The sequence below is a fragment of the Mesorhizobium sp. 43Arga genome (genome assembly GCF_053714255.1).
In genome coordinates, this window is the sequence record NZ_JBSKBO010000002.1 from 213,625 (window position 1) to 236,341 (window position 22,717).

Annotated in this window: 21 protein-coding genes; 7 read left to right on the forward strand and 14 right to left on the reverse strand. The window is 62.8% G+C overall.

Annotation, left to right across the window (positions count from 1 at the left end; genetic code table 11):
- The first annotated feature begins 1 nt into the window (after window position 1).
- The 3 genes from ACWGS8_RS07380 to ACWGS8_RS07390 all read left to right on the forward strand — a co-directional run bounded on the left by ACWGS8_RS07380 (window position 2) and on the right by ACWGS8_RS07390 (window position 3,634).
- Window positions 2-2,071, forward strand: a complete 2,070-nt coding sequence (locus tag ACWGS8_RS07380; protein ID WP_454580302.1) for an ASKHA domain-containing protein — start codon at window positions 2-4, stop codon at window positions 2,069-2,071.
- A gap of 188 nt (window positions 2,072-2,259) precedes the next feature.
- Entirely contained in the window at window positions 2,260-2,445 is a 186-nt protein-coding gene (locus ACWGS8_RS07385; RefSeq protein WP_027046953.1) for a hypothetical protein, read from the forward strand.
- Window positions 2,446-2,680: 235 nt separating this feature from the next.
- The gene (locus tag ACWGS8_RS07390; protein WP_454580303.1) at window positions 2,681-3,634 is read left to right on the forward strand and encodes an alpha/beta hydrolase fold domain-containing protein; all 954 of its coding nucleotides are present in this window, start codon (window positions 2,681-2,683) and stop codon (window positions 3,632-3,634) included.
- A 21-nt stretch (window positions 3,635-3,655) separates the two neighbouring features.
- Here ACWGS8_RS07390 and ACWGS8_RS07395 read toward each other — a convergent pair whose 3' ends face one another.
- Window positions 3,656-4,555, reverse strand: a complete 900-nt coding sequence (locus ACWGS8_RS07395; protein WP_143975053.1) for a LysR substrate-binding domain-containing protein — start codon at window positions 4,553-4,555, stop codon at window positions 3,656-3,658.
- 232 nt (window positions 4,556-4,787) lie between these two features.
- Here ACWGS8_RS07395 and ACWGS8_RS07400 point away from each other — a divergent pair, with 232 nt between their 5' ends.
- The 3 genes from ACWGS8_RS07400 (at window position 4,788) to ACWGS8_RS07410 (ending at window position 6,732) form a co-directional block, all read left to right on the forward strand.
- Window positions 4,788-4,973 carry a hypothetical protein gene (locus tag ACWGS8_RS07400; RefSeq protein ID WP_013531162.1) on the forward strand — a complete coding sequence of 62 codons (186 nt, stop codon included), beginning with the start codon at window positions 4,788-4,790 and terminating at the stop codon, window positions 4,971-4,973.
- 341 nt (window positions 4,974-5,314) lie between these two features.
- The gene (locus ACWGS8_RS07405; protein WP_454580304.1) at window positions 5,315-5,449 is read left to right on the forward strand and encodes a hypothetical protein; all 135 of its coding nucleotides are present in this window, start codon (window positions 5,315-5,317) and stop codon (window positions 5,447-5,449) included.
- 344 nt (window positions 5,450-5,793) lie between these two features.
- A complete protein-coding gene (locus ACWGS8_RS07410) occupies window positions 5,794-6,732 on the forward strand; it encodes a GlxA family transcriptional regulator (protein WP_454581244.1) in 939 nt (312 codons plus the stop codon).
- A gap of 7 nt (window positions 6,733-6,739) precedes the next feature.
- Here the strand turns inward: ACWGS8_RS07410 and ACWGS8_RS07415 are convergent, their stop codons facing one another.
- The 13 genes from ACWGS8_RS07415 to ACWGS8_RS07475 all read right to left on the reverse strand — a co-directional run bounded on the left by ACWGS8_RS07415 (window position 6,740) and on the right by ACWGS8_RS07475 (window position 21,593).
- Window positions 6,740-7,537: an ABC transporter ATP-binding protein gene (locus ACWGS8_RS07415; RefSeq protein WP_454580305.1), complete on the reverse strand. Its 798-nt coding sequence runs from the start codon at window positions 7,535-7,537 to the stop codon at window positions 6,740-6,742.
- Complete coding sequence (locus ACWGS8_RS07420; RefSeq protein ID WP_454580306.1) at window positions 7,534-8,307, reverse strand: ABC transporter permease; 774 nt, start codon at window positions 8,305-8,307, stop codon at window positions 7,534-7,536. The genes ACWGS8_RS07415 and ACWGS8_RS07420 overlap by 4 nt, the downstream gene beginning before the upstream one ends.
- A gap of 87 nt (window positions 8,308-8,394) precedes the next feature.
- The gene (locus ACWGS8_RS07425; protein WP_454580307.1) at window positions 8,395-9,345 is read right to left on the reverse strand and encodes an ABC transporter substrate-binding protein; all 951 of its coding nucleotides are present in this window, start codon (window positions 9,343-9,345) and stop codon (window positions 8,395-8,397) included.
- A gap of 209 nt (window positions 9,346-9,554) precedes the next feature.
- The gene (locus ACWGS8_RS07430; RefSeq protein ID WP_454580308.1) at window positions 9,555-10,403 is read right to left on the reverse strand and encodes a DUF1194 domain-containing protein; all 849 of its coding nucleotides are present in this window, start codon (window positions 10,401-10,403) and stop codon (window positions 9,555-9,557) included.
- 93 nt (window positions 10,404-10,496) lie between these two features.
- Window positions 10,497-13,058, reverse strand: coding sequence for a GcvT family protein (locus ACWGS8_RS07435; protein ID WP_454580309.1), 2,562 nt, complete (start codon window positions 13,056-13,058; stop codon window positions 10,497-10,499).
- A gap of 149 nt (window positions 13,059-13,207) precedes the next feature.
- The gene (locus tag ACWGS8_RS07440) at window positions 13,208-13,966 is read right to left on the reverse strand and encodes an FkbM family methyltransferase (RefSeq protein ID WP_454580310.1); all 759 of its coding nucleotides are present in this window, start codon (window positions 13,964-13,966) and stop codon (window positions 13,208-13,210) included.
- Window positions 13,963-15,195: a hypothetical protein gene (locus tag ACWGS8_RS07445; RefSeq protein WP_454580311.1), complete on the reverse strand. Its 1,233-nt coding sequence runs from the start codon at window positions 15,193-15,195 to the stop codon at window positions 13,963-13,965. The genes ACWGS8_RS07440 and ACWGS8_RS07445 overlap by 4 nt, the downstream gene beginning before the upstream one ends.
- 24 nt (window positions 15,196-15,219) lie before the next feature.
- On the reverse strand, window positions 15,220-16,692 hold the full coding sequence (locus tag ACWGS8_RS07450; protein WP_454580312.1) for an aspartate aminotransferase family protein: 1,473 nt from the start codon (window positions 16,690-16,692) through the stop codon (window positions 15,220-15,222).
- Window positions 16,693-16,754: 62 nt separating this feature from the next.
- Window positions 16,755-17,762 carry an NAD-dependent epimerase/dehydratase family protein gene (locus ACWGS8_RS07455; protein ID WP_454580313.1) on the reverse strand — a complete coding sequence of 336 codons (1,008 nt, stop codon included), beginning with the start codon at window positions 17,760-17,762 and terminating at the stop codon, window positions 16,755-16,757.
- Entirely contained in the window at window positions 17,759-18,193 is a 435-nt protein-coding gene (locus tag ACWGS8_RS07460; RefSeq protein WP_454580314.1) for an EamA family transporter, read from the reverse strand. The genes ACWGS8_RS07455 and ACWGS8_RS07460 overlap by 4 nt, the downstream gene beginning before the upstream one ends.
- Window positions 18,194-18,317: 124 nt before the next feature.
- The gene (locus tag ACWGS8_RS07465; protein ID WP_454580315.1) at window positions 18,318-19,667 is read right to left on the reverse strand and encodes an FAD-binding oxidoreductase; all 1,350 of its coding nucleotides are present in this window, start codon (window positions 19,665-19,667) and stop codon (window positions 18,318-18,320) included.
- A gap of 2 nt (window positions 19,668-19,669) precedes the next feature.
- Window positions 19,670-21,103, reverse strand: coding sequence for a UbiA family prenyltransferase (locus ACWGS8_RS07470; protein ID WP_454580316.1), 1,434 nt, complete (start codon window positions 21,101-21,103; stop codon window positions 19,670-19,672).
- A gap of 226 nt (window positions 21,104-21,329) precedes the next feature.
- Window positions 21,330-21,593, reverse strand: coding sequence for a hypothetical protein (locus ACWGS8_RS07475; RefSeq protein ID WP_032930670.1), 264 nt, complete (start codon window positions 21,591-21,593; stop codon window positions 21,330-21,332).
- A gap of 214 nt (window positions 21,594-21,807) precedes the next feature.
- Between ACWGS8_RS07475 and ACWGS8_RS07480 the strand changes: the two genes are divergently transcribed.
- Window positions 21,808-22,629, forward strand: coding sequence for a helix-turn-helix domain-containing protein (locus ACWGS8_RS07480; protein ID WP_454580317.1), 822 nt, complete (start codon window positions 21,808-21,810; stop codon window positions 22,627-22,629).
- Window positions 22,630-22,717: the final 88 nt, after the last annotated feature.

Sequence of the window (22,717 nt, forward strand, 5' to 3'; positions counted from 1 at the left end):
CATGAACTCGCCTGCCAACATCACCGATCCACTCGTGCTGTTCATGCCGTCGGGCAAGCGCGGGCGGTTTCCTGTCGGCACGCCGGTGCTCGATGCCGCGCGCCAGCTCGGCGTCTATGTCGAGAGCGTGTGCGGCGGCCGCGCCACGTGCGGGCGCTGCCAGATCGAGGTGCAGGAAGGCAATTTCGCCAAGCACAAGATCGTTTCCTCCAACGATCACATTTCGCCCAAGGGACCCAAGGAAGAGCGCTACGAGCGGGTGCGCGGCCTGCCTGAGCGGCGTCGCCTCTCCTGCTCGGCGCAGATCCTCGGCGACCTCGTCATCGACGTGCCGCAGGACACGGTCATCAACGCGCAGACCATCCGCAAGGATGCCGACACCAGGGTGATCGCCCGCGATACGGCGATCCGCATGTGCTATGTCGAGATCGAAGAGCCCGATATGCACAAGCCGCTTGGCGATCTCGACCGGCTGAAGATCGCGCTGATGAAGGATTGGGGCTTCAAAAACCTCGAATTCGATTTCTACCTGCTGCCGCAGGTGCAAGGCATATTGCGCAAGGGCAACTGGACCGCCACCGCCGCCATCCACAAGGACGCCGACAGCGATATCGCGCGCGTCATCGCGCTATGGCCGGGCCTCAAGAACGAGGCCTACGGGCTGGCCTGCGACATCGGCTCGACCACCATTGCCATGCACCTGGTGTCGCTGCTGTCGGGCCGCGTCGCAGCTTCGTCCGGCACCTCGAACCCGCAGATCCGCTTCGGCGAGGATCTGATGAGCCGCGTCTCCTATGTGATGATGAACCCGGACGGCCGCGAAGGCATGACGGTGGCCGTGCGCGAGGCGATCTCCAGCCTTGTCGACAAGGTCTGCGCGGAGGGCAATGTCCAGCGCAACGACATTCTGGATTCCGTCTTCGTCGGCAATCCGATCATGCACCATCTGTTCCTCGGCATCGACCCGACCGAACTCGGCGGCGCCCCTTTCGCGCTCGCCGTCTCGGGCGCGGTGCGTATCAAGGCCTCCGACATCGGCCTCAAGCTCAACCAGGGTGCGCGCCTCTACATGCTGCCCTGCATCGCCGGCCATGTCGGCGCCGACGCGGCGGCGGTGACGCTGTCGGAAGGCCCGCATCGCCAGGACGAGATGATGCTGATCGTCGACGTTGGCACCAATGCCGAGATCGTGCTCGGCAACCGTGCACGGGTCGTCGCTGCTTCATCCCCCACAGGCCCCGCCTTCGAGGGCGCCGAAATCTCCGGCGGCCAGCGTGCCGCGCCCGGCGCCATCGAGCGCGTGCGCATCGATCCCGATACGCTGGAGCCCAAATACCGCGTCATCGGCTCGGAACTGTGGTCGGACGAGCCGGGCTTCATCGACAGCGTGCAGGCGACGGGCGTTACCGGCATTTGCGGCTCCGGTATCATCGAGATCGTGGCGGAGATGTATCTCGCCGGCATCATCTCGGAGGATGGAGTCGTCGACGGATCGCTTGCCGCGCGCTCTCCGCGCGTCACCGCCAATGGCCGCACCTTCTCCTATGTGCTGAAGGAAGGCGAACCGAAGATCACCATCACCCAGACCGATGTGCGCGCCATCCAGCTCGCCAAGGCAGCCCTCTATGCCGGCACCAAGCTTTTGATGGAAAAGCAGAACACCGAGCATGTCGACCGCATCCATTTCGCCGGAGCCTTCGGCTCCTTCATCGATCCGAAATACGCCATGGTGCTGGGCCTGATCCCCGATTGCGACCTCGACAAGGTTTCCGCCGTCGGCAACGCCGCGGGTGCTGGTGCGCGCATGGCCCTCTTGAACCGCGGCTATCGCCGCGAGATCGAGGAGACGGTGAGCCAGATCGAGAAGATCGAGACCGCGCTGGAACCGAAATTCCAGGAGCATTTCGTCTACGCCATGGCGCTGCCCAACAAGGTCGACCCCTTCCCGAAACTGTCGGCGGCGGTGAAACTGCCGCCGCGCAAAACGGTGAGCGAGGACGGCATCGCCGGCGACGCCACCCCGCGCCGGCGCTCGCGCGAAGGCCACGCGGCACGACGCGGTCGCGAATAGACGCTCCCTTCACAGGTCGCTTCAAACCTCAGACTCATTTGCATGCAAATGTTTCCGGATCGCCCGATCCGGAAACCGAAGCGCTGTTTTGACGAAATCCAGCCGATACATGACTGACGCATTTAGCGGACATCGAACGGCGGCCAGGGACGACCCTCGGCCGCTGCCGTTCTTCTAGGGAGATGAAAATGTCGATGTTCGAGAATCTCGGCCGCTTCGGTGTGACCATCCGGCAGAACCATGCCAGGAACAAGGCGATCCGCGCGCTGAACAGCCTGCCGGCGCATGTCCAGAAGGATATTGGTTGGCCGGCATCGCCGCCCAGCGACCCACAGGCCGCGCTCACGTCGCTGCTTCTGGGCACGGCGCGCTGATGACCTTCGGCGACAAATGCAAATTGCTCGGTAGGCGCCGGGGATTCCGGACATCTCCGGCGGCAACCAGCAACCGGCTGCGCGCGGCACTTTTGCCGCGCCGCTGACCGCGGCGGCCTGGATCACGCCACCGTGTGGACCACTGCGTAAATCTTGACATTTTCGGCCAAGGTACGATCTTCGGAGACAAGGGGAATTCTCTTAGTCGGCTGCAGCCGAAGTTCGTGTATTCTTCATGCCAAGTTTGAAAAGCCACTTCGTGTCGTTCGTGCTCAGGTACAGCCGCAAAAAGGCCTTTTCCAGCCCGGAAAACCTGCAGCGCTGGATCGCGGCCGCGCGCAAGACCGAGGATCACCATCCGCCGGCCTCGCTGCGCCAGCGGCTCGACATCCAGACACGCACGGTCGATGGCTTTCCGGTTTACGAAATCGCCCCAAGAACCGGCGAGCGGAAGCGGATTCTCTATCTGCACGGCGGCGCCTATGTCTTTGAAATCACGCCCTATCACTGGCACTTGATTGCCGATATGGCCGACCGGCTGGGCTATGGCATCACCGTGCCGATCTATCCCATCGCCCCGGAACACGATTTCCACGCCATGTTCGGCATGGTCGGTGACGTCTTTCGCCAGATGCTCGACGAGACGGAGGCGGAAGACATCGTCTTCATGGGTGATTCCGCCGGCGGCAACATGGCCGTAGTGCTGACCATGATGGCCGCGGAAGAAGGCTTGCCCCTGCCCGCGCGCCACGTGCTTATTTCGCCCGGCCTCGACATGTCACTTTCCAACCCGAAGCTGTTCGAGGCAGAGCGCAACGACCCCTGGCTCGGCATCCCGGGCGGTCTCGAAGCGATCCGCATGTACAGCGCCGGCATCGATCGCAGCGACTGGCACATCAGCCCGATCTATGGCGACCTGTCGGTGCTGCCGAAGACGCTGCTTTTGACCGGCTCGCACGATCTCTTGACGCCCGACAATCTGATCTTCGCGCAAAAAGCGCGCACCGCCGGCGTCGAAATCGATGTCGTCCATGAGGAAGGCATGTTCCACGCCTGGCCGCTGATCGACATGCCGGAATCCCGCCGTGCGCGCCAGCACATCGCGGCGTTCCTCAATGAGAACCGCTCACCGGACAGGCAAGACAGGAAAACCAGGTTTCAAGCGCCCTCCGCCGAGGCGGCGGAGTAGCGCATTCAAGCCGGCCACGGATCAGAACTTGCCGGTTTCCCGGAACACTTCGAAGGTCGCGCGGATGTGGTCGGCGACGGCCTTGACCGGCGCGCTGGCGTCCGGCGCCACAACCATGGCCAGATTGTAGGTGCCGATATCGGGCATGCCGTCCTTCGGGCAGAGCTCGACCATGTCGTTGCCGAGGAATGATCGCGGCAGCGGCGCAACCGCGAGGTCGGCCATGATCGCGGCACGTTGGCCGGCCGTGTGCGCGCTCATATAGGCAACGCGGTAGCTGCGGCCCTCGCGCCCCAGCGCTTCGAGCGCGCCGGCACGCCAGGCGCAGCCCTCTTCCCACAATGACACCGGCAGCGGTTCGCGCAGATGCGCGCAGCCACCCTTGGCGCCGGCCCACACGATCGGCTCGGTCAACAGCACCTCGGCTCCGAGCGCGCTGGTCTTGTAGGAGTTGGTCAAAAGCGTGATGTCGAGCGCCCGGTCGTCCATGCGCCGGCGCAGATTGCTGCTCTGGTCGATGGTGACGTCGACCGCGATCGAGGGATGCGACTGCGCGAAACGCTTCAGCACATGCGGCAGCACGCGCTCGCCATAATCATCCGGCGAACCGAGCCGCACCACCCCGACAATCTCGGGAATGATGAACTTCGACACCACCTCGCGATTGATCGACAGCAGCCGGCGGGCATAGCCGAGCAGCATCTCGCCATCCGTGGTCAGCGAGACGGAGCGGGCGTCGCGCGCGAACACCGAGCGGCCAAGAATGTCCTCCAGCTTCTTGATCTGCATGGAGACCGCGGACGGTGTGCGGAAGACGGCATTGGCGGCGGTGGTGAAGCTGCCGGTCTCGGCAATCGCCACGAAAGTGCGCAAAACGTCGAGATCGAGCAGCGGCAGTGGATGATTGAGCGGGGCGTTCATGGGAAGCGACCTTCAATTTTTCTGATACAAAGCATCATTCCATTTCGTTTGATTGAACACCGGATCAGGAGGATAGTCAACTCCATCGATTGAAGTTGCTGCCACAAACAGCCACGAAACGACCAAGTCACAGACCTGCAATCGACATGAAATGGGGTTGAAACACGCCGCGTGTAAGACCCCCAAAATCAAAGGCCGGAATGTCTCCGGCCCGCCACCAAAGGAGAATGAAATGTCTATCCTGTCATCCCTCGGTCGCATCGCGACTGAATTCAGCGCGGCACGCGCCCGCTACCAGACCGAACGCGCAATCCGCTCCCTGCCGATCGAATTGCAGAAGGATATCGGCTGGCCTGAGGCTTCCGACACCAAGACCGGCACTCGCAATGGCATCGGATCCTGGGCTGGAGCAAAGTAGATCGTGTGTACCAAATGCTGAAGGCCTGCCGCGCGGACCCAGCCCGGCAGGCCTTCTCTATTTTATTTGTATTCAAATGAGTTTTGAAGCTATGCCGCCAACGCATGGCGCATATGAGCAAGCCGCATAGCAGCTCTGGTTTCGAATTAATGCCTTGTAAACAATCACAAATTTCGAGCAAACTGCCCAAATTTGTCGCATCCGGTGTCGCATTTCATATCAAGCGCTTCGTTTTTGCGATTTAGTTTTACGCGGCACAAGCCTATATCAGCGCCAGCAAACGAGCTGCCCCACTCCATCAAGCGAAGGCGACCCGTCTGAGCAACCGAATGGAGATGATGATGAAGCTTTTTGCCCGCCTTTTTACCCGCCGCGAAATGAACCTGACCACCGCTCTCGAGCGTCAGCGTCTTGCCAACACCATGCCCGGCCAGACCGGCGCGATGGCTGCGGCGCGCCTCGGCTTCGTGGTCTGACCACTATTCCAGCAGCGTCTCCCTGCCGCTGTTTCAAGACTGTAACGCCGCCTGGCTCCGGCCACGGCGGCGTTTTTGTTTTGCCTTTGTACATTTTGCCTGTCGCGTGAACAGTTGATGCCGCTCTCCGGAGCATCACCGCACACCGATTGCCCATTTGCGACCCATGTCGCAAATATTGTCTCACTAAGGCAGCGTAGCCGATTGACAGCCAAGGTTTTTCCTGATGTCGCTATGCTATTCGCGACATCCTGTTCGCGCCATGGCCAGGTGAGGTTCCCGTGAACGCCATCAAGCATCCGATCAAGCGATCGTTTGTGTTCTTTCTTATCCCCGATTTCACTATGATCGCTTTTGCAACCGCACTCGACCCGTTGCGCTCCGCCAACCGCATGCTCGGCTACGAGGCCTATCGCTGGCGCCTCGCCAGCATCGACGGCAAGCCGGTGCGCGCCTCGAATGGCGTCGAATGCGCGGTCAACACCTCGCTGGAGGAAGAACGCAAGAAGATGGCGGGCCCCGACCGGCCGAACATGGCCATCGTCTGCAGCGGCGTCAACGTCGAGCGCTACCAGAACAAATCGGCCTTCGCCTGGCTGCGCGAGGAGTATAATCGTGGCGTCGCCGTCGGCGGCCTATGCACCGGCGCGCACATCCTTGCCGCCGCCGGCCTCTTGTCCAACAAGCGCTGCGCCATCCATTGGGAAAACCTGCCGGGCTTTTCCGAGGCGTTCCCGAAGGCCAATGTCTTTGCCGACCTCTTCGAGGTCGACCAGAACATCTATACTTGCGCCGGCGGCACCGCCGCGCTCGACATGATGCTGAAGCTGATCGGCGACGATTTCGACGAAAGCCTCGTCAACCGGGTTTGCGAACAGGTGCTGACCGATCGCGTGCGCAGCCCGACCGACCGCCAGCGCCTGCCGCTGCGCGCTCGCCTCGGCGTGCAGAACTCGAAAGTGCTGACCATCATCGAACTGATGGAGGCGAACCTGTCCGAGCCGTTGTCGCTGATCGAGATCGCCGACCATGTCGACCTGTCGCGTCGCCAGATCGAACGCCTGTTCCGCACCGAGATGGGCCGTTCCCCTGCCCGCTACTATCTGGAGATCCGGCTCGACCGCGCCCGGCATCTGCTGATCCAGTCGTCGATGCCGGTGGTCGAGGTGGCGGTCGCCTGCGGCTTCGTCTCGGCCTCGCATTTCTCCAAATGCTACCGCGAGCTCTATGCCCGCTCGCCGCAGCAGGAGCGCGTCGACCGCAAGCAATTGCTGGCGGCCTGATCCTGGGTTAGGCCTTGGCCGGCTGTGCCTGAGCCGTGCTTATCGCCTCGACGCGGATGTCCTCGGTCAGCCGCGCTTTCAGCGCCGAGAATTCCGGGCTGGTCTTGAGCGTGTAGTGGCGCGGATGCGGCAGGTCGATGGCGACATCCGACTTGATTCTGCCTGGCCGCGCCGTCATGACGACGACGCGCGAGGCCATGAAGATCGCCTCCTCGATGTCGTGGGTGACGAATAACACCGTCTTCTTGCGCCGCTCCCAGATGCCGAGCAACAGCTCCTGCATCAGCCCACGTGTCTGGTTGTCGAGCGCGCCAAACGGCTCGTCCAGCAACAGGATCTCGGGGTCGTTGGCCAGCGCCCGGGCGATCGCCGTGCGCTGCTGCATGCCGCCAGAAAGCTGCTTCGGCCAATGGTTTTCAAAACCCCTCAGCCCGACCAGATCGACATAGGAGGCGACGATGTCGTCCCGCTCCTTTGGCGCCATGCCGCGTTCGCGCAGGCCGAAGGCGATGTTCTCGGCCACCGTCAGCCACGGGAACAGCGTGTAGGATTGGAAGACCATGCCGCGATCCGGTCCCGGCCGGGTCACCGCCTTGTCGTCGAGCAGTACACGGCCTTCGCTCGGCGCCTCGAGACCGGCAACGATCCTGAGCAGCGTCGACTTTCCGCAGCCGGACGGCCCCAGAATGGTGATGAAGTCGTTGGCGGCGACCGCCAGGTCGATCGGCATCAGCGCCTTGACCGGCAGTCCGCCACGCACACCGGCAAAGGTGCGCGAGACGCCCTCGATGAGAAGCTTGCTCACGCCAGGCTCCATGGAAAGAGCCAGCGGTTGAACGCCTTGAAGGCGAAATCAGACAACAGCCCGATCAGCCCGATGACGATGATGCCGAAAATGATCTGTCCGGTCGCCAGCCGCGACTGGCTGTTGATGATCATGTAGCCGATGCCGGAGGACGAGCCGATCAGCTCGGCGACGATGACATAAGTCCAGGCCCAGCCGAGCACAAGGCGCAGCGTCTCGGCGATTTCGGGCGCATTGGCCGGCATGATCACCCGCTTGACGATGCCGTTGCTGGTCGAGCCCAGCGTATAGGCGGCTTCGACCAGATCGCGCCGCGTCGAGCCGACCTTGACGGCAACGATCAGGATGATCTGGAACACCGAGCCGACGAAGATGACCAGCAGCTTTTCCAGTTCGCCAATGCCGGCCCACAGGATGAGCAGCGGAATGAAGGCCGAGGCCGGCAGATAGCGGGCGAAGGAGACGAAGGGTTCCAGGAACGCTTCCACCGGCTTCCACGCGCCCATGGCGATGCCGATCGGCACGGCGACGACCGAGGCCAGCACGAAGCCGCCGAAGACGCGCCAGATGGTGATCAATATGTCGAGCCAGAACCGGTCCTCGACCAGCAGCCGCCACCCATCCCTGAGCATCGACAGCGGATCGGCGAGGAAGATGCGGTTGACGTGGCCGCCAAGCGTGATCCAGGCCCAGAAGGCAATAAACAGCGCGAAAAAGGAAATGCCGAGCGCGGTTCTCAGGCCCGACGAGACTGGATGCAAGGGGCGCATCTTCACATCGTCCCCATCAAATGGTCACGTGTCCAGGAGAGAGCGGCGGCGCCAAGCGTCGCCGCTCTTTGGGCAAAGGTCGGACGGTCAGTTCGCCACCGCGCTGGTGTCGGCCAGCGTCGCGACATTGGGCGCTTCCTTGATCAGCCCCATCTGCAACAGCAACTCGCCAGCGGTCCTGGAAAAATCCTGGAATTCCTTGGTGAAGAACTGCTGGTTATCGGCCTTGTCGGCCCATTTCAGATACTTCGCCGAATCCTCGAATTCCTTGGCCGACTGCTTCACGTCGGCGCCCATGATCTCGTAGGATTTCTGCGGGTCCTTCTTGATCAGGTCGAGCGCCTCGAAATAGCTGTCGGCGAGCGCCTTGGCGGCGTCTGGATTGGCCTTGAGGAATTCGGGCGTGCAGCCGACCGTGTCGAGCACCATCGGATAGTCGAGCGTGGTCGCCAGTATGTGGCCCTGGTCGGCCTTGTCGCGCACGGCCGAGATGAACGGCTCATAGGTCACGGCGGCATCGTTCTGGCCGGCAAGGAAGGCCTGTGCGGCCGCATCCGGCTCCAGATTGACGACCGTCACGTCCTTGGTCGACATGCCATTCTTGTTCAGCACCCAGGCAAGCAGGAAATAGGGCGACGTGCCCGGCGCCGAGGAGGCGACGTTCTTGCCCTTGAGGTCGGCGACCGTCTTGATGTCGTTGCGCACGACAATGCCGTCGGCGCCATAGGATTTGTCGAGCTGGAAGATTTGCTTGGTGGTCACCCCGCTGGCGTTCCACACCAGCCAGGTCTCGACCGTCGTGGCGGCGCATTGCAGGTCACCGCTGGCGATGGCGAGCGGACGGCTGGCCTGCGGCACCTTCTTCAAGGTCACGTCGAGGCCGTGCTTCTCGAAGAGGCCTGCCTGCTTGGCAAGCGTCAGCGGCGCGAAGCCGGTCCAGCCGCTGATGCCGATGGTGACCGATGTGGCGGCCATCACCGGCGCGGACAATCCGGCGGCAAGCGTCAAAGTCGCGGCGAAAACGGCGATCCTGTTCATGTCGGTTCCCCTTGTTTCTCTGGGCGAAATTGTTCACAGACGCCTACCTGCTTGTCAATCAACAGGAACGTGTTCGGCTGCCGCCAGCGGGCTCGCCTCACCACCACGCTGGGCGGGATTGAAGCCCTGCCCATCGACGGTCGCCGCAACGGCGCTCGGTCGATGAGGTACAATCGTACCGGTCGTCATCGCCGGTTGGCTCGGTCGGCTCAGCGGCCGTCCAACATCCAGTTGCGGTTGCGCCACATTTTCTCGCCGATCTGGCAGTCGGCGGCGGGCTTGTCCTGCGCCAGCACCACCGGCGGATGATCCGCCTCCGCCGCCGCCCATTGCGGCGACGCCGGACCGGCGAGCTCCAGCACCAGCTTGCGGCGGATGGCTTCGGGAAATTGCGTCCAGTCATTGACCGGGATCATGAAGGCGCCGGGGCCGCCGATGACGCAGTCGCTGTAGTAGCGGTCGAGATTGTTGACGTCGTAGGCGCCGGAAAGGCCACCGCGGGTCATCAGCGGCAAGCCGTTGATGACGATGCCTTGCCTGACCACGCCGTCGCGGGTGAGATTGACAGGCGCGCCCTGGTTGTTGGGCCCGTCGCCGGAAATGTCGATGACCCGCTTGGTCCCCTGGTAACCGCTTTCGGCGAACAGATCGCTGCCGAACTCCAGCGCGCCGGAGATCGAGGTGCGCCGCGCGCTGTTGGGCGGCTGCGCGGACAATTGCGCGACCACCCGCTCCGCGTCGGCACGGTTGGCGATGACAGTCCATGGCACGATGACGCGCTGCCATGTGGTGCCAGCCCATTCGATATAGGTGACGGCGATCTTGCCATGGGCGCCATCGGCGATCGCCTGCAGCACATTGTCATGCGTCAGCGCCGCCGCGTAGCCATGACGCTGGATCTCAAGTTCGTCCGCAGACATCGACAGCGAAACGTCGACCGCCAGCACCAATTCGACATCGACCGGCTCGTCCGCGCGAGACCCGGGCGTCAGCCAGAGCATGAGCGCCAGAGCGGCGCAGCCGGAAAGGAGATGTCTTGCGCGCGAGAAAGCAGACATGCCGCAAGGGTAAGCGAAAACCCCCCGCTTAAAAAGACAAAAGCCCGGCTCGAAGCCAGGCTTCTGCGATCAGTCCGTTGCTCCGGCCGAAGGTCAGCTGCGCGGCTTGAGGTTTTCCGGATCGTAGAGTGGCTTATAGCCGACGCCGGCGACTTCGACAGGGTAGGTCTCGCCGAAATATTCCACCTCAAGCTTGCGGCCTTCCTGCGCATACGCCCGCGGCAGGTAGGCGAGCGCGATGTTCTTGCCGATGGTCGGGCCATAGGCAACCGAGGTGGTGAAGGAGCGGCGGCCGAGCTCGTCGACCAACGTTTCCCCGGTGGCCGGATCCAGCACCGGCATGGTGCCAACGGGATAACGCGCCACGCCCTTGGAATCGGTGTTTTCGGTCATTACCAGCGTGCACAAAGTCGCCGGCTGGTGCTCGCGGGCGCGGTATTCCACATGCTTGGCCTTGCCGCAGAAATCGTTCTCCTTGACCTTCGGCCGCGCGAGATCGGCTTCCAGCAGATTGTATTCGGTCAGAAGATCGGCATTCTGCAGGCGCAGGCTCTTTTCCATGCGGCGCGTATTGGCATAGGTCTCGACGCCGAACGGCATCACGCCGGTCGAACGCAGCGCATCCCAGACGGCGAGGCCATCCTCGTAGCGCATATGCAATTCCCAGCCCTGCTCGCCGACATAGGAGATGCGGAACGCTGTGACATCCTTGCCGCCGATCCTGACCGGCTTGATCGCCGCGAAGGGGAAATTCTCCGGCGAAAGCCCTTCGGGATTCTCGACCACCTTCTGCAAGGTGGTACGGGCATTCGGACCCCAGATGCCGATGGTGACGTATTTCTCCGTCACATCGGTGACGGTGACGTCAAAGCCTTTGTCCTGCGCAGTGCGCTGCATATAGCGGAAATCACGCGGGCCGGCATCGGCGCCGTCGATCACCCGGCAGCGATCAGCCATGCGGATCACGGTGAAGTCGGCGCGCACCATGCCTTCCTCGTCGAGGAAGTGGGTGTAGATGCCCTTGCCGATGTTGTTGTCGCCGCCGATCTTGGCCGCGCAAAGCCATTCCAGCAGCGCAACATGGTCGGGTCCTTCGACGTCATACATCGAGAAATGCGACAGGTTGACGATGCCGCAATCCTCGCTCATCGCCAGATGCTCGGCGTTGGAGACGCGCCAGAAATGGCGGTTGTCCCACTCGTTCTCGCGTACGGGAACGCGGTTGCCGTACTTCTCGAGCAAATGCTCGTTGGCGGCGTAACCATGGGCGCGCTCCCAGCCGCCCAGTTCCATGAAATAGCCGCCGAGCTCCTTCTCGCGCTCCCAGAACGGCGAGCGCCTGATGTTGCGGCCCTTGGAGAACGGCTCGCGCGGATGCACCGCGGGATTATAGACCTTCATCGCGGTCTCGGTGCAGCGATCCCAGATGAACTGTTCCTTCGTCTGGTGCGGATAGAAGCGCGCATAGTCGATGGCGTGGTGGTCGATCGCGGTGCGGCCGTCCGTCATCCAGTCGGCGATCAGCTTGCCCATGCCCGGGCCGTCCTTGACCCAGATGGCGACGGCGTACCACAGGCCCCTCACCTTCTGGCTTTCGCCCATGGACGGGCCGCCGTCGGCGGTCACCTGCAGCAGGCCATTGAAGGAATGGCTTTCATTGTAGCCGAGTTCGCCCAGGATCGGCGTCAGCTCCATGGCCCGTTCGAGCGGCGCCAGGATCTGCTCCATGTCGAGATCGCGCTGCGACGGCGACAGCCGCGCCTCATGCTTTTCGAGGAGGTCGCGCGGATGGCAAAGGCGCGGGTTGTTTTCTTCGTAATAGCCCCATTCGATCTGGCCGCCCTCGGCGGTCTTGGGGTCGCCGGTGTCGCGCATATAGGCCGAGTTGCCCTGGTCGCGCAGCAGCGGCCAGCCGATCTCCTTGCCGGTACCGGCGAACTCGTTGTAGGGGCCGAAGAATGTGAGCGGATGGTCGATCGGCATGACCGGCAGATCCTCGCCGACCATTTCCGCGATCAGCCGGCCCCAGATGCCGGCGCAGACGATGACATAATCGGCCTCGATCGTGCCACGATCGGTCACCACGGCGCTGATGCGGCCGTCCTTGACCACGAGCGACTTGGCCGGCGTGTTGGCGAAGGATTTCAGCTTGCCTGACGCTTCAGCCTGGTCGACCAGCTTGCCGGCGACGGTCTGCGAGCGCGGGATGACCAGACCGGCATCCGGATCCCAAAGGCCGCCCTGCACCATCCCCTCTTCGATAAGCGGGAATTTCTCCTTGATCTCGGCCGGTTCGATCAGGCGCGCGCGTGTGCCAAAGGCCTTCGCCGAGGCGATCTTGCGCTTGATCTCGTCCATGCGGCTGTCGTCGCCGACGCGAGCCACTTCGAGGCCGCCGATGCGGGCGTAGTGGCCCATCTTCTCGTAGAAATCGATGGAATAGAGCGTCGTCCAGCAGGAGAGGAAATCGTGACTGGTGGTGTAGCAGAAGTCGGAAGCGTGCGCGGTCGAACCGATATCGGTCGGGATGCCCGACTTGTCGATGCCGACAATGTCGCCCCATCCACGCTCAATCAGGTGATGGGCGATCGATGCGCCGACAATACCGCCGAGGCCAATGATGACAACCTTCGCCTTTTTCGGAAACTCTGCCATTGCCCGCGACTCCAGATGCTATTGCGGGCAGCTTCGGCGCCCGTTTGATCGGCGCACAATATGCAGACGACAGGCACGGCGCTACCGCCTGTTTGCGACACGCTGCGGGTGCGGCGCGACCCGATCCGGATCGGAGAAAACGCCAGCCGTCAGGCGAAGGCCCAGACGTCCTCGGCTTGGAAACCGACCTGGTAGCCCGCTGTCTTCAGCTTGACCACGACCTGGCCGATCTCGGTGGCCGGCAACGCGCCGACCTCGACCTTGATCATGCCGGGGCGGTAGCGTTTCAGATCAAGCTGTTCGAAGACGATCCAGTCAGCGCCTTCACAATCGACGAGGAAGGCATCGATATGGCTGACGCCGTTTCGGTCGAGCAGCGTCTGCAGCGTTTCCGACGGCACCTCGATATCCCTGAGGTGCGGCGCGAAATTGTTGAAATTGGCGTCAGCCTCGCCCCAGGCATTCCTGCCCGACATCAGATTGGTGTCGGTGACCGAGGAGCAGCCGATGAACTCGATCGGTAATGTACCGGCCTCGAGGGCCGCGGTATCGAAAGTGTGGACGGTGATCGTGCCCTTGGTCCTGGTCACGGCCACCGGCTCGATGATGAAGCGGCCCGTATCGGGATAGTTGGCGCGCAGCCGCTTCTGATTGTACGGGATCGGCTCGACCAGCATGGCGCGGGCGCCGGCAATCCTGTGCAGCCACGGCGTCACATCGTCGAACAGCGCGCCGTCGCAGGCGCCGACATTGACCATCTGGAACGGCTGCCCTGACCCGTCGAAGCGCGCTTTCAGCGCTGCCTTGGCCAGGAATTTCGTGCCGCGCAGCGACGGCCCGCGATCGAGCAGGCCCGAGGGAAGGCCGAGCGACAAGGCGATGCGCGCCAGGCTGGAGAGCGAACTCATGGCTTGTCTCCGGGAATGATTTGCAAGGCCGCGCGATGCTGGCCGCGGATCGCGGCTGCCCACAGCGCCATGAACGGCGTTGCCAGCAGCAGGAAGGGCGGGATCAGATGCGGGAAATAGATACGCGTGTCGTGGATCGGAAAGACCGTGAACTTCGCCAGCGCACCCAGCACCAGCGCCGCGAACAAAATGCCGGCACGGCGCTCCAGGCGGAAGCCGGCACGGCCGGCTGCGAACCAGCCGGACAGTGCCAGCACGGAAACGCCGATCCAACTGTTCAGATTGACGGCGCGCAGCAGCGATGTCGCAAACGCCCTGAGGTAGGCGGTGACCGAGAACGCCGGCTCGAACCCGTTCAAATTGTAGTGCTGCTCGATGCTGGAGAACCACAGATGCGGCCACCAGCCGGGATGCTGGGCCCAGTGCGAAATGGCGAAATAGGCGACGAAGGACGCGGCGGAGCCGGCCATTGCGCCCCACGCCTTTTGCCGGAAGGCGACCAGCAGCACCGCGAAAACGGCAAGGAAAACAATATTGTCTGGCCGCACCATGAAGGCGAGGAAGAGCAGGATCGCCGTCGCCGCCTCGCGGCCTCTGACATAAGCGTAGAGCCCGCCGAGCAACAGCGCCGAGGTCAGCAGGTCCGGTGTCGAAGCCCGCGCCGCATCGCCGAAATCGGCCATGATCAGCACCGCTCCGACCACCGGCGCCAAGGCCAGGGCCTTTTCCCGGTGCAGCCAGAGCAGCGTGATCGCGCCGAACAAGAGCACCGAAAACACTTGCACCAGCCGCATCGCCTCGACCGGCGACATCACCGCGCTCAGTGTCGACAGGATCTCGGCATAGAGGAATTTTATCCGGTACATGCCGAGCAGCGAATGGAAGTCGGCGGCATTCTGCGTCATATGGCTGCGGAAGCCGCCGCCATCATCGGCCAGCGCCTTGTAGTCGCCGGCCGACACACCCGCCTTGACGGTGCTGTAGGCATAGTCGTGTAGCGTCTGCGCATCGGGATAGGTGCCCTCTTCGGCGATTGCAAGATAAGGCAACATGTCCCAATTGGCGTCAGGCATCACCCACGCCGTGAAAGCCGTCAGAAGGATGTAGAGCGCGAAAGCCGCCGCACCGATCGGCGCTGCCGACCGGGCATAGCTGCCCTCGCCCCAGGCCAGACCGGTCTCGGTGAGCCGGTCGAGCGGGTTTTTAGTGGCGGGAGACCTGGTCAGCATCTTTTGTGCTCAACGGACTTTCTTTTAACGGACCTGGCTTTTGACGAAGTCCTTCACGATCGACACGATGCCGCGCGACAGCAGGCCGTCGAAGGCATCGACGAAGCGGTCGACATGCTCGCGCTGGCAGATCAGCGGCGGCTCGAGCCGGATGACGTTACGGTTGTATTCGGTGAAGGCGACCAGCACGTCGTAATCGCGCAGCAGCAGCGCGCCGACAAAGCCGGACAGCGAACCCTTCAGCTTGTCGTCGAGCACGCTGACCACCGGACGCAGCACCATCGGCAAGGTCTGCGAGAAGTCGTGGAACTCCAGCCCGACCATAAGGCCCTTGCCGCGCACGTCCTTGACGATCTTCGGGTATTTGTCCTTCAGCGCCTGCAGCCGCTGCAGCAGGTAGTCGCCGGTGGCGGCGGCGTTGTCGATCAGCCCCTCGTCATAGAGCACGTTGAGCGCCTCGATCGAGGTGACGCAGGCCTCGCCCATGCCGCCAAAGGTCGCCATGGCATGGATCATCGCCGTTTTGGGCGTGCCATAGGCCTTCATATAGATTTCACGCCTGGCGATCATGGCACCGACAGCCGCCTTGCCGCCGCCGAGCGACTTGGCCAGTGCCGTCACGTCGGGAACGACGCCGTAATGCTCGAAGGCGTAGAAGCGGCCCGAGCGGCCATAACCGCACTGCACTTCGTCGGCCACCCACAGCACACCATACTGGTCGCACAGCGCGCGCAGCTTCTGCCAATATTCGGCTGGGGCCTGGATGATGCCGCCGCCGCCTTGGATGGTTTCGAGCACGATGACGCCGACCTCCGGGTCGCCGCGGAACAGGCGCTCGACCGCCGCGATGTCGCCGAAGGGAATGCGCACCGTATTGTCGGCCATCTTGAAGTCGGCGCGGTAGAGCTGGCCGTCGGTGATGCCGAGCACACCCTTGGTCTTGCCGTGGAAGGAATTCTCGGCATAGACGATTTTCGGCCGCTTCGGGCCGGCGGCGCGTTCGGCGAGCTTCACCGCCGCCTCCATCGCCTCGGAGCCGGACGAGCCGAGAAACACCATGTCGAGATCGCCGGGCGAGCATTTGGCGAGGTTGTGCGCGAGCGCTGCCGCATATTGCGACATGAAGGCGATGGCGATTTCCTGACGCTTCTCCTCCTGGAACTTCTTGCGCGCGTCCAGGATGCGCGGATGGTTGTGGCCGAAGGCCAGCGAACCGAAGCCGCCGAAGAAGTCGAGGATCTTGCGGCCGTTCTGGTCGATGTAGAACATGCCTTCGGCACGTTCGATCTTGATCTTGTGGAAGCCGAGCAGCTTCATGAAATGCAGCTGGCCGGGATTGAGATGCGCCTTGAACAGGTCGGTCATTCCAGCCACGTCCATCGCCTTGGCCTGCTCGACACTGATCAGATCGGGCTTGGCGACGGTGGCGGGCGACAGTGCGGGCGCACTCACCAGGGTGCGCGCATTCTTCTGTTCGGGCTTGGCCATGACGGTCATCTCAATCTCCTGTCCGCGCTGACGACCTGCGTCGTGCGCCATAAAACTGTTTGGCGGGCCCGCTACTCGGCGGGCACATGTTTGGTGGCGACAGCGGGCCCGGCCTTCTTGGCGCGGTACTCGCTGTAGGCGGCGATCAGCATGTCCTCGTCGCGGTATTGCGGCACCCAGCCGAGCTGGCGCTCGGCCTTGGAGACGTCGAGCACGCATTCCTCGTCGGCGATCAGATATTGCTCCGGATCCATGATCGGCATGTTCATGAAATCGAGCAGATCGAGCGTGCGCTTGACCGCCCAGCCCGGTGTCGGCAGCAGGATCGATTTCGAGCCGGCATGGCGGATCAGGTCGCCGAGCAATTTCTTCACCGGCGGCGGGTTGAGCGACCCGAGATTATAGGCCTCGTTGGGCACGCCGGCCTTCCAGGCCGCGCGGGCAGCTTCCGCGCAATCGAAAACGGAAATGAACTGATAGGGGTTCTTGCCCGAGCCGATCATCGGCACCGGAAGGCTCCAGTCGATCAGCTTGAAGAGTTTTTCGAGAATGCCGAGCCGACCGGGACCGATGATCAGGCGCGGCCGGAACGATGAGATCGACATGCCGCGCTTGCGCCATTCGGCGGCGAGTTCTTCGGTCTTCTGCTTCGACCAGCCATATTCGCCGAGCGGCGCGACCGGGTGCTCCTCGGTCATCGGCTGGGTGACCGTATGACCGTAGATCATGTCGGTCGTGTAATGGACGAGTTTTCGCGCACCGGACTTGTCCATGGCCTGCATGATGTGCTCGGTGCCATGGAAATTGACCGGAAAGAAGAAGTCGTGCCGCTTGGCGCGCACCTGGATCGGCGACAGCATCTTGGCCGACAGATTGTAGACCATGTCGTCGCCCTTGAGCCCAACGGCAGCGATCGACGCCGGATCGGTGACGTCGCACTGGACGAACCGGACGTTGCGGTAGTGCGCAAGGTCGCTTTTGGCGATGTCGGCGACGATGACCTCTTCGCCATCCGCCACGAGCTTGGGCGCAAGGTGGCGGCCGACAAAGCCGTCACCGCCGAAAATCACATGTCTCATCGAACGGTCTCGTTTGCAGGGATCTTGTCGGGCGTGATGGAAGCGGTCTGATCCTCATGCCCTCGCCCGCTTTGCGCGATCAGCACGGTGCCGACGCAGATGAAGGCGATACCGGCGATGCGCCAACCATTGAGATCCTCGCGAAAGACGAAATAGGCGAAGATGGCGACGGCGACATAGGCGAGGCTGAGGAAGGGATAGGCAAAGGAAAGCTCGACCTTGGACAGCACATAGAGGTGCGAGGCCATGGAAATCACGAAGGTGCAAAGCCCGAGGAACACCCAGGGGCTGAAGACGATCTGCAGCAGCTTGACGAGCGGATTGACGCCTTCGAACGAGATCGGCCCAAGCGACATCATGCCTTGCTTCAGCATAAGCTGCGCAGCGGCATTGGTCATGACCGTAAAGAGAATGAAGACGATATATTTCATGCCCGCGCGCCCACCCCGTGATTTCCAGTAATACAAACCCGAAAAGATTTCGTGAACCAACGATACAGTTTTGAGTAAACCTTGCGATTAATCATTCGTTAGCCACGATTCATTCCAATTTTATCTATTCAGCCGCCTCGGCGCCGCGCCGACGCAGGTCGATGCTGCCGGCCGTGCGCGCCCAGAAATCGGACATGAAGGCAGGGTCGCGCAGCGCTTCCAGCCTCGGCCAGTCCGCGAAGGAAGCAGCAAAGATTGCCGCGCCCATCCGCGCATCCTTGTAAGGATTGACCGCTCCGCCAGCCGCGACCGTGATGCGATCGAGGTCGCCAAGCAGGGCAAGCGTCGCCGCTCCCTTGTTGGGGAAATCCAGCGTCAGCGTGTAACCCGGCCTAGGGAACGACAGCAGCGCCGGCGAGCGGATCGAACCGAAGCGCTTCAGCACGGTGAGGAAGGACCCCTGCCCGGCATGCCGGGCCGCCGCGAGCAATTCCGGCACGACGATACGCGCGGCCTCTTCCGGCACCACGCTCTGGTGCTGGAACAACCCATTGGGACCATAAAGCCGGTTCCAGTTGCGCACGCCGTCGAGCGGGAAGAAAAAACCGTGGTAGCCGGTCTGACGCGGCGCGGCCGCGCGGCCTTTCTTCCACCGGTAGGCGGCGTTGAAAGCGGTCAGGAACGGCCGGTTGAGCATATTGAAGGGCGGCTGGAACGGCACCGCCAGATTGCCGCCGGCGCGCGAGGCCGCATGCGAGCCGTGCTCGGCGTGGTTGCCGGTCAACAACAGCCCGCGCCCGCTGTTGCGGCCGCCGGCGAGTTGATCGATCCAGGCGACCACATATTCATTGGCCTGGTCGGCCGCCTCGGCCAGATCGAAGAATTCGCCGAGATCACGAAACGGCGTCGTCTTCCCGACGATGTCGAGCGAAGGCACCCGCATCAGGCGGATCGAGGCCGACAGGATCAGGCCAGTCAGGCCCATGCCGCCAATGGTCGCCCGGAACAAGCGCGGATTGTCAGTCGCCGAGCAGCGATAGGTCCTTCCATCGGACCGCAGCACCGTGAAGCTCTCGACATGGCAGCCGAATGTGCCGCGCCGATGATGATTCTTGCCGTGCACGTCATTGGCGATGGCACCGCCGAGGGTGACGAATTGCGTGCCCGGAACCACCGCCGGAAAGAAGCCGTAGGATGCAGCGTGCGCGATGATGTCGGACAGCAACACACCGGCATCGGCTTCGAGCACGCCGGTCTCGGCGTTGAAGGCGCGGATATGGTTCAGCGTTCGCATGTTGACGACCGCGCCGGCCTGGTTCTGGCAGGAATCGCCATAGGAACGCCCATTGCCATAGGCGAGCAGCGAGGCTTCCTTCGCCTGGCCGCCCTTCAGCAGCGCAATGGCATCGTCGGCATTGATCGCGCGGGGCGCAGGCGGCGTGGCGAGGCCAAAGCTCAAAAAACGTTCGGCCATGCCTACCAGCCTCCGATGACCAGCAGCACGGCGCCGATCAGAACCACGATCTGGCTGCGCCAGTCGCGGATGATGAAGACGACCGGGTCGTCATTCATCTCGTCGCGGCGCGCCAGGATCCAGACGCGCATGGTGAGGTAAAGCACGATCGGCGGCAGCGGCCAGATCAGCCATGGATGCGGGTAAAGCTCGCGCACCGCGACGCTGTCCATATAGAGCGCCAGCACCAGCGCCGAGGAAAAGGCGGAGGCCATGCCAGCCTGGGCCACGATCTCCTGGTCTTCCGTGCGATAACCGCGCCCGGCAATGCGTTCGCCGGGCGGAATGGCGGTGGTGCGCAACTCGACGAAGCGCTTCACCAGCGCCAGCGACAGGAAGAAGAAGATCGAGAAGGCGAGCAGCCAGAACGAGACGTCGACACCGGTGGCGGCAGCACCCGCGATCACGCGGATCGAGTAGAGGCCGGCCAGCGTCAGCACGTCGACCAGCAGCATGCGCTTGAACGACAGTGAATAGGCCGTGGTGACGACCATATAGCCGCCAAGCACGGCCAGGAATTCAGGCGACAGGAACAACCCGGTGCCGACACCGATCGCCAGCAGCACCGCGATCGCGCCCAGGCCGAACGGGATCGACAGCGCGCCGCTGGCGAACGGCCTGTTGCGTTTGGTGACATGCTTGCGGTCGAGCGCGAGATCGAAGAAATCGTTGAGGATGTAGATCGCCGAGGCCACCGCGCTGAACGCGATGAACGCCAGCAGGCACTGCCAGATCATGTTGGTGTTGAAATATTCGTGCGACAGCACCATCGGCACGGCGATCAGCGAGTTCTTCAGCCACTGATGCACGCGCAGCATCTTGACGACGGTCCGCAAGGTCGGCTTCGGCGCCGGCATGGTTTCGGCGCCATGCGCCGCCTGCCAGCGCGCGGCATGGCGGTCGGGCGCGACGACGATTGCATTGCGCGCGGCGTCGAAGACCTGGAGATCATGGCGGCTGTTGCCGGCATAGTCGAAGCCGCCATCGCCATAGGCTGAAATCAGCGAGGCGCGCTTCTTGCCCGATGTGAGATTGTCGAGGCCATCGGTCGCCAGAACACGGTCGAAAATGCCGAGATGGGCTGATATGGCGTCTGCGAATTTGCGCGGCGTGCCGCTCGCCAGCACGATCTTGCGACCCTCGCCATGCTCGGCGCGCAGCCGGTCCAGCAGCGGCGCGCGATAGGGCAGTGTTGCAGGATCGATATCGATGCGCTGTGCGATCGCCTGCTTCAGCCGCGCCGGCCCGCCGACAGCCCAGAACGGTACGAGGAAGATATAGAGCGGGTTCTTCTTGAGGAGGAGGAACAGGCCTTCCCACAGCAAGTCGGTCGCGATCAGCGTGCCGTCGAGATCGACCGCAAGCGGTATTGCGTTCCTGTCCGACCGCGCATCCATGCCCGTCCTGCCCTGCCAGCGTATGATCCGGAAAGCCGGAATCCCGTTGCGCGCCGCTTTTCGGCGTCTTGACGCTGGTATAGCGGGGGATGGCGTAGCGAACGTTAAAACGCCTGGTTGCAGGCGGCTGCCGAGGCGGTATTTCCGGCGTCATTGTTAAACAACCGCTACCGGAAACGATAAAAGGCCGAGCAAATGCCCGGCCTTTCCAATCATGCCTCCTGGGTTACTTGATGCGGGCGACGCCGCCGGAAATTTCGACCGTTTCCGAACCGGTCAGGGCCTCGAGGTCACCGTTCGGCAAGGTGACGAAGCAGCCGTTCTGGCAGAATTCGACGGTTTCACCTCCGGCCAGTGCAAGGTCGGTCTTGCTGCCGCCCTCCGTCACGACCAGCGTGCGGGTCTCGGCGTCCTTGTTGACCGCGCTGGCGGCATGAGCCGAGCCGCTCACGGCGAGCAAGGCCACGGCAGCGACGAGAGACTTCCACATGTTGCAATATCGGTGTTCCCACCGCCTCTGTTGCATTTCGCAAGGCATTTTCGCCCTTTGCATGGGAGCTTATATGAGATGGAAGCTGAACCGCAACTGAATGCCGCATTCATGCCGCAATTGGTTTTGGCGTGTCCGCAAGCATACGTCAGGCCCTGTTAATTTCGCCGGCCGGCACGATATGATGCCGAGGCGGAAACGCGAAAAAGAGACCATGCACGACAACTGGCTGGAAACGATCGGCGTTGGGGTTGAGTCGCGAAGGATTGCCGCGGGGCTGACCCATTATGTACCCGCATCCATCAACCATCGGCTTGGGATCCACATCGGAGCGCCGGTCAACGCCTCGTGCCATTGCGATGGAAAACATCACCGCCGGGTCCAGTCGGACGGCGACATCGATATTGTCCCCGCCGGGCTCGATGGCCACTGGAAGGATGACGCGGACTGCACCATCCTGCGGCTGTGGGTCAGTCCGGCGCTGGTTCGGCGCGCTGCCGAGGACCTTGATATCGATCCGGACAGGGTCGTCGTCAATCCGCAGTTCCAGCGCCGCGATGCCAGGATCGAACACATCGCCCATGCGCTGGCGACCGGTCTGAACCCGGACGTGCCATCCGACCGGCTCTATTTTGAAAGCCTGGCCAGGGCGCTGGCGATCCAGATCATCCAGGGCGCTGCTTCAAAATCGGAAGCTCCAGCCAGGCAAATGCTTTCTTTCGGCCAGAAGCGCAGGCTGATCGATTTCATCGAAGCCAATCTCGACCAGGATCTTTCGCTGGATGAGATGGCGCAAGTGGCAGCGATCAGTGTCTCGCATCTGAAAGTGCTGTTTCGCCGCACTTTCGGCATGCCTCCCCACCAATATGTCATCCATCGCCGGGTCGAACGGGCCAGGACCCTGCTGCATCAGGGAAAAATGCCGCTCAGCCAGATCGCGCTGGAAGCGGGCTTCGCGCATCAGAGCCACATGGCGCAAAGCATGAAGCGCATCCTCGGCGTCACCCCGGCCGCACTGATCCGCATGCAGCGGTAAGGTCCGGCGCCGCGTTCTGGCTTTCGAAGCCAATCGTCCGTTCTTGCGCTCCGCCATCCAAATCTGAGCGACCCAGGCCCGCCCGTTC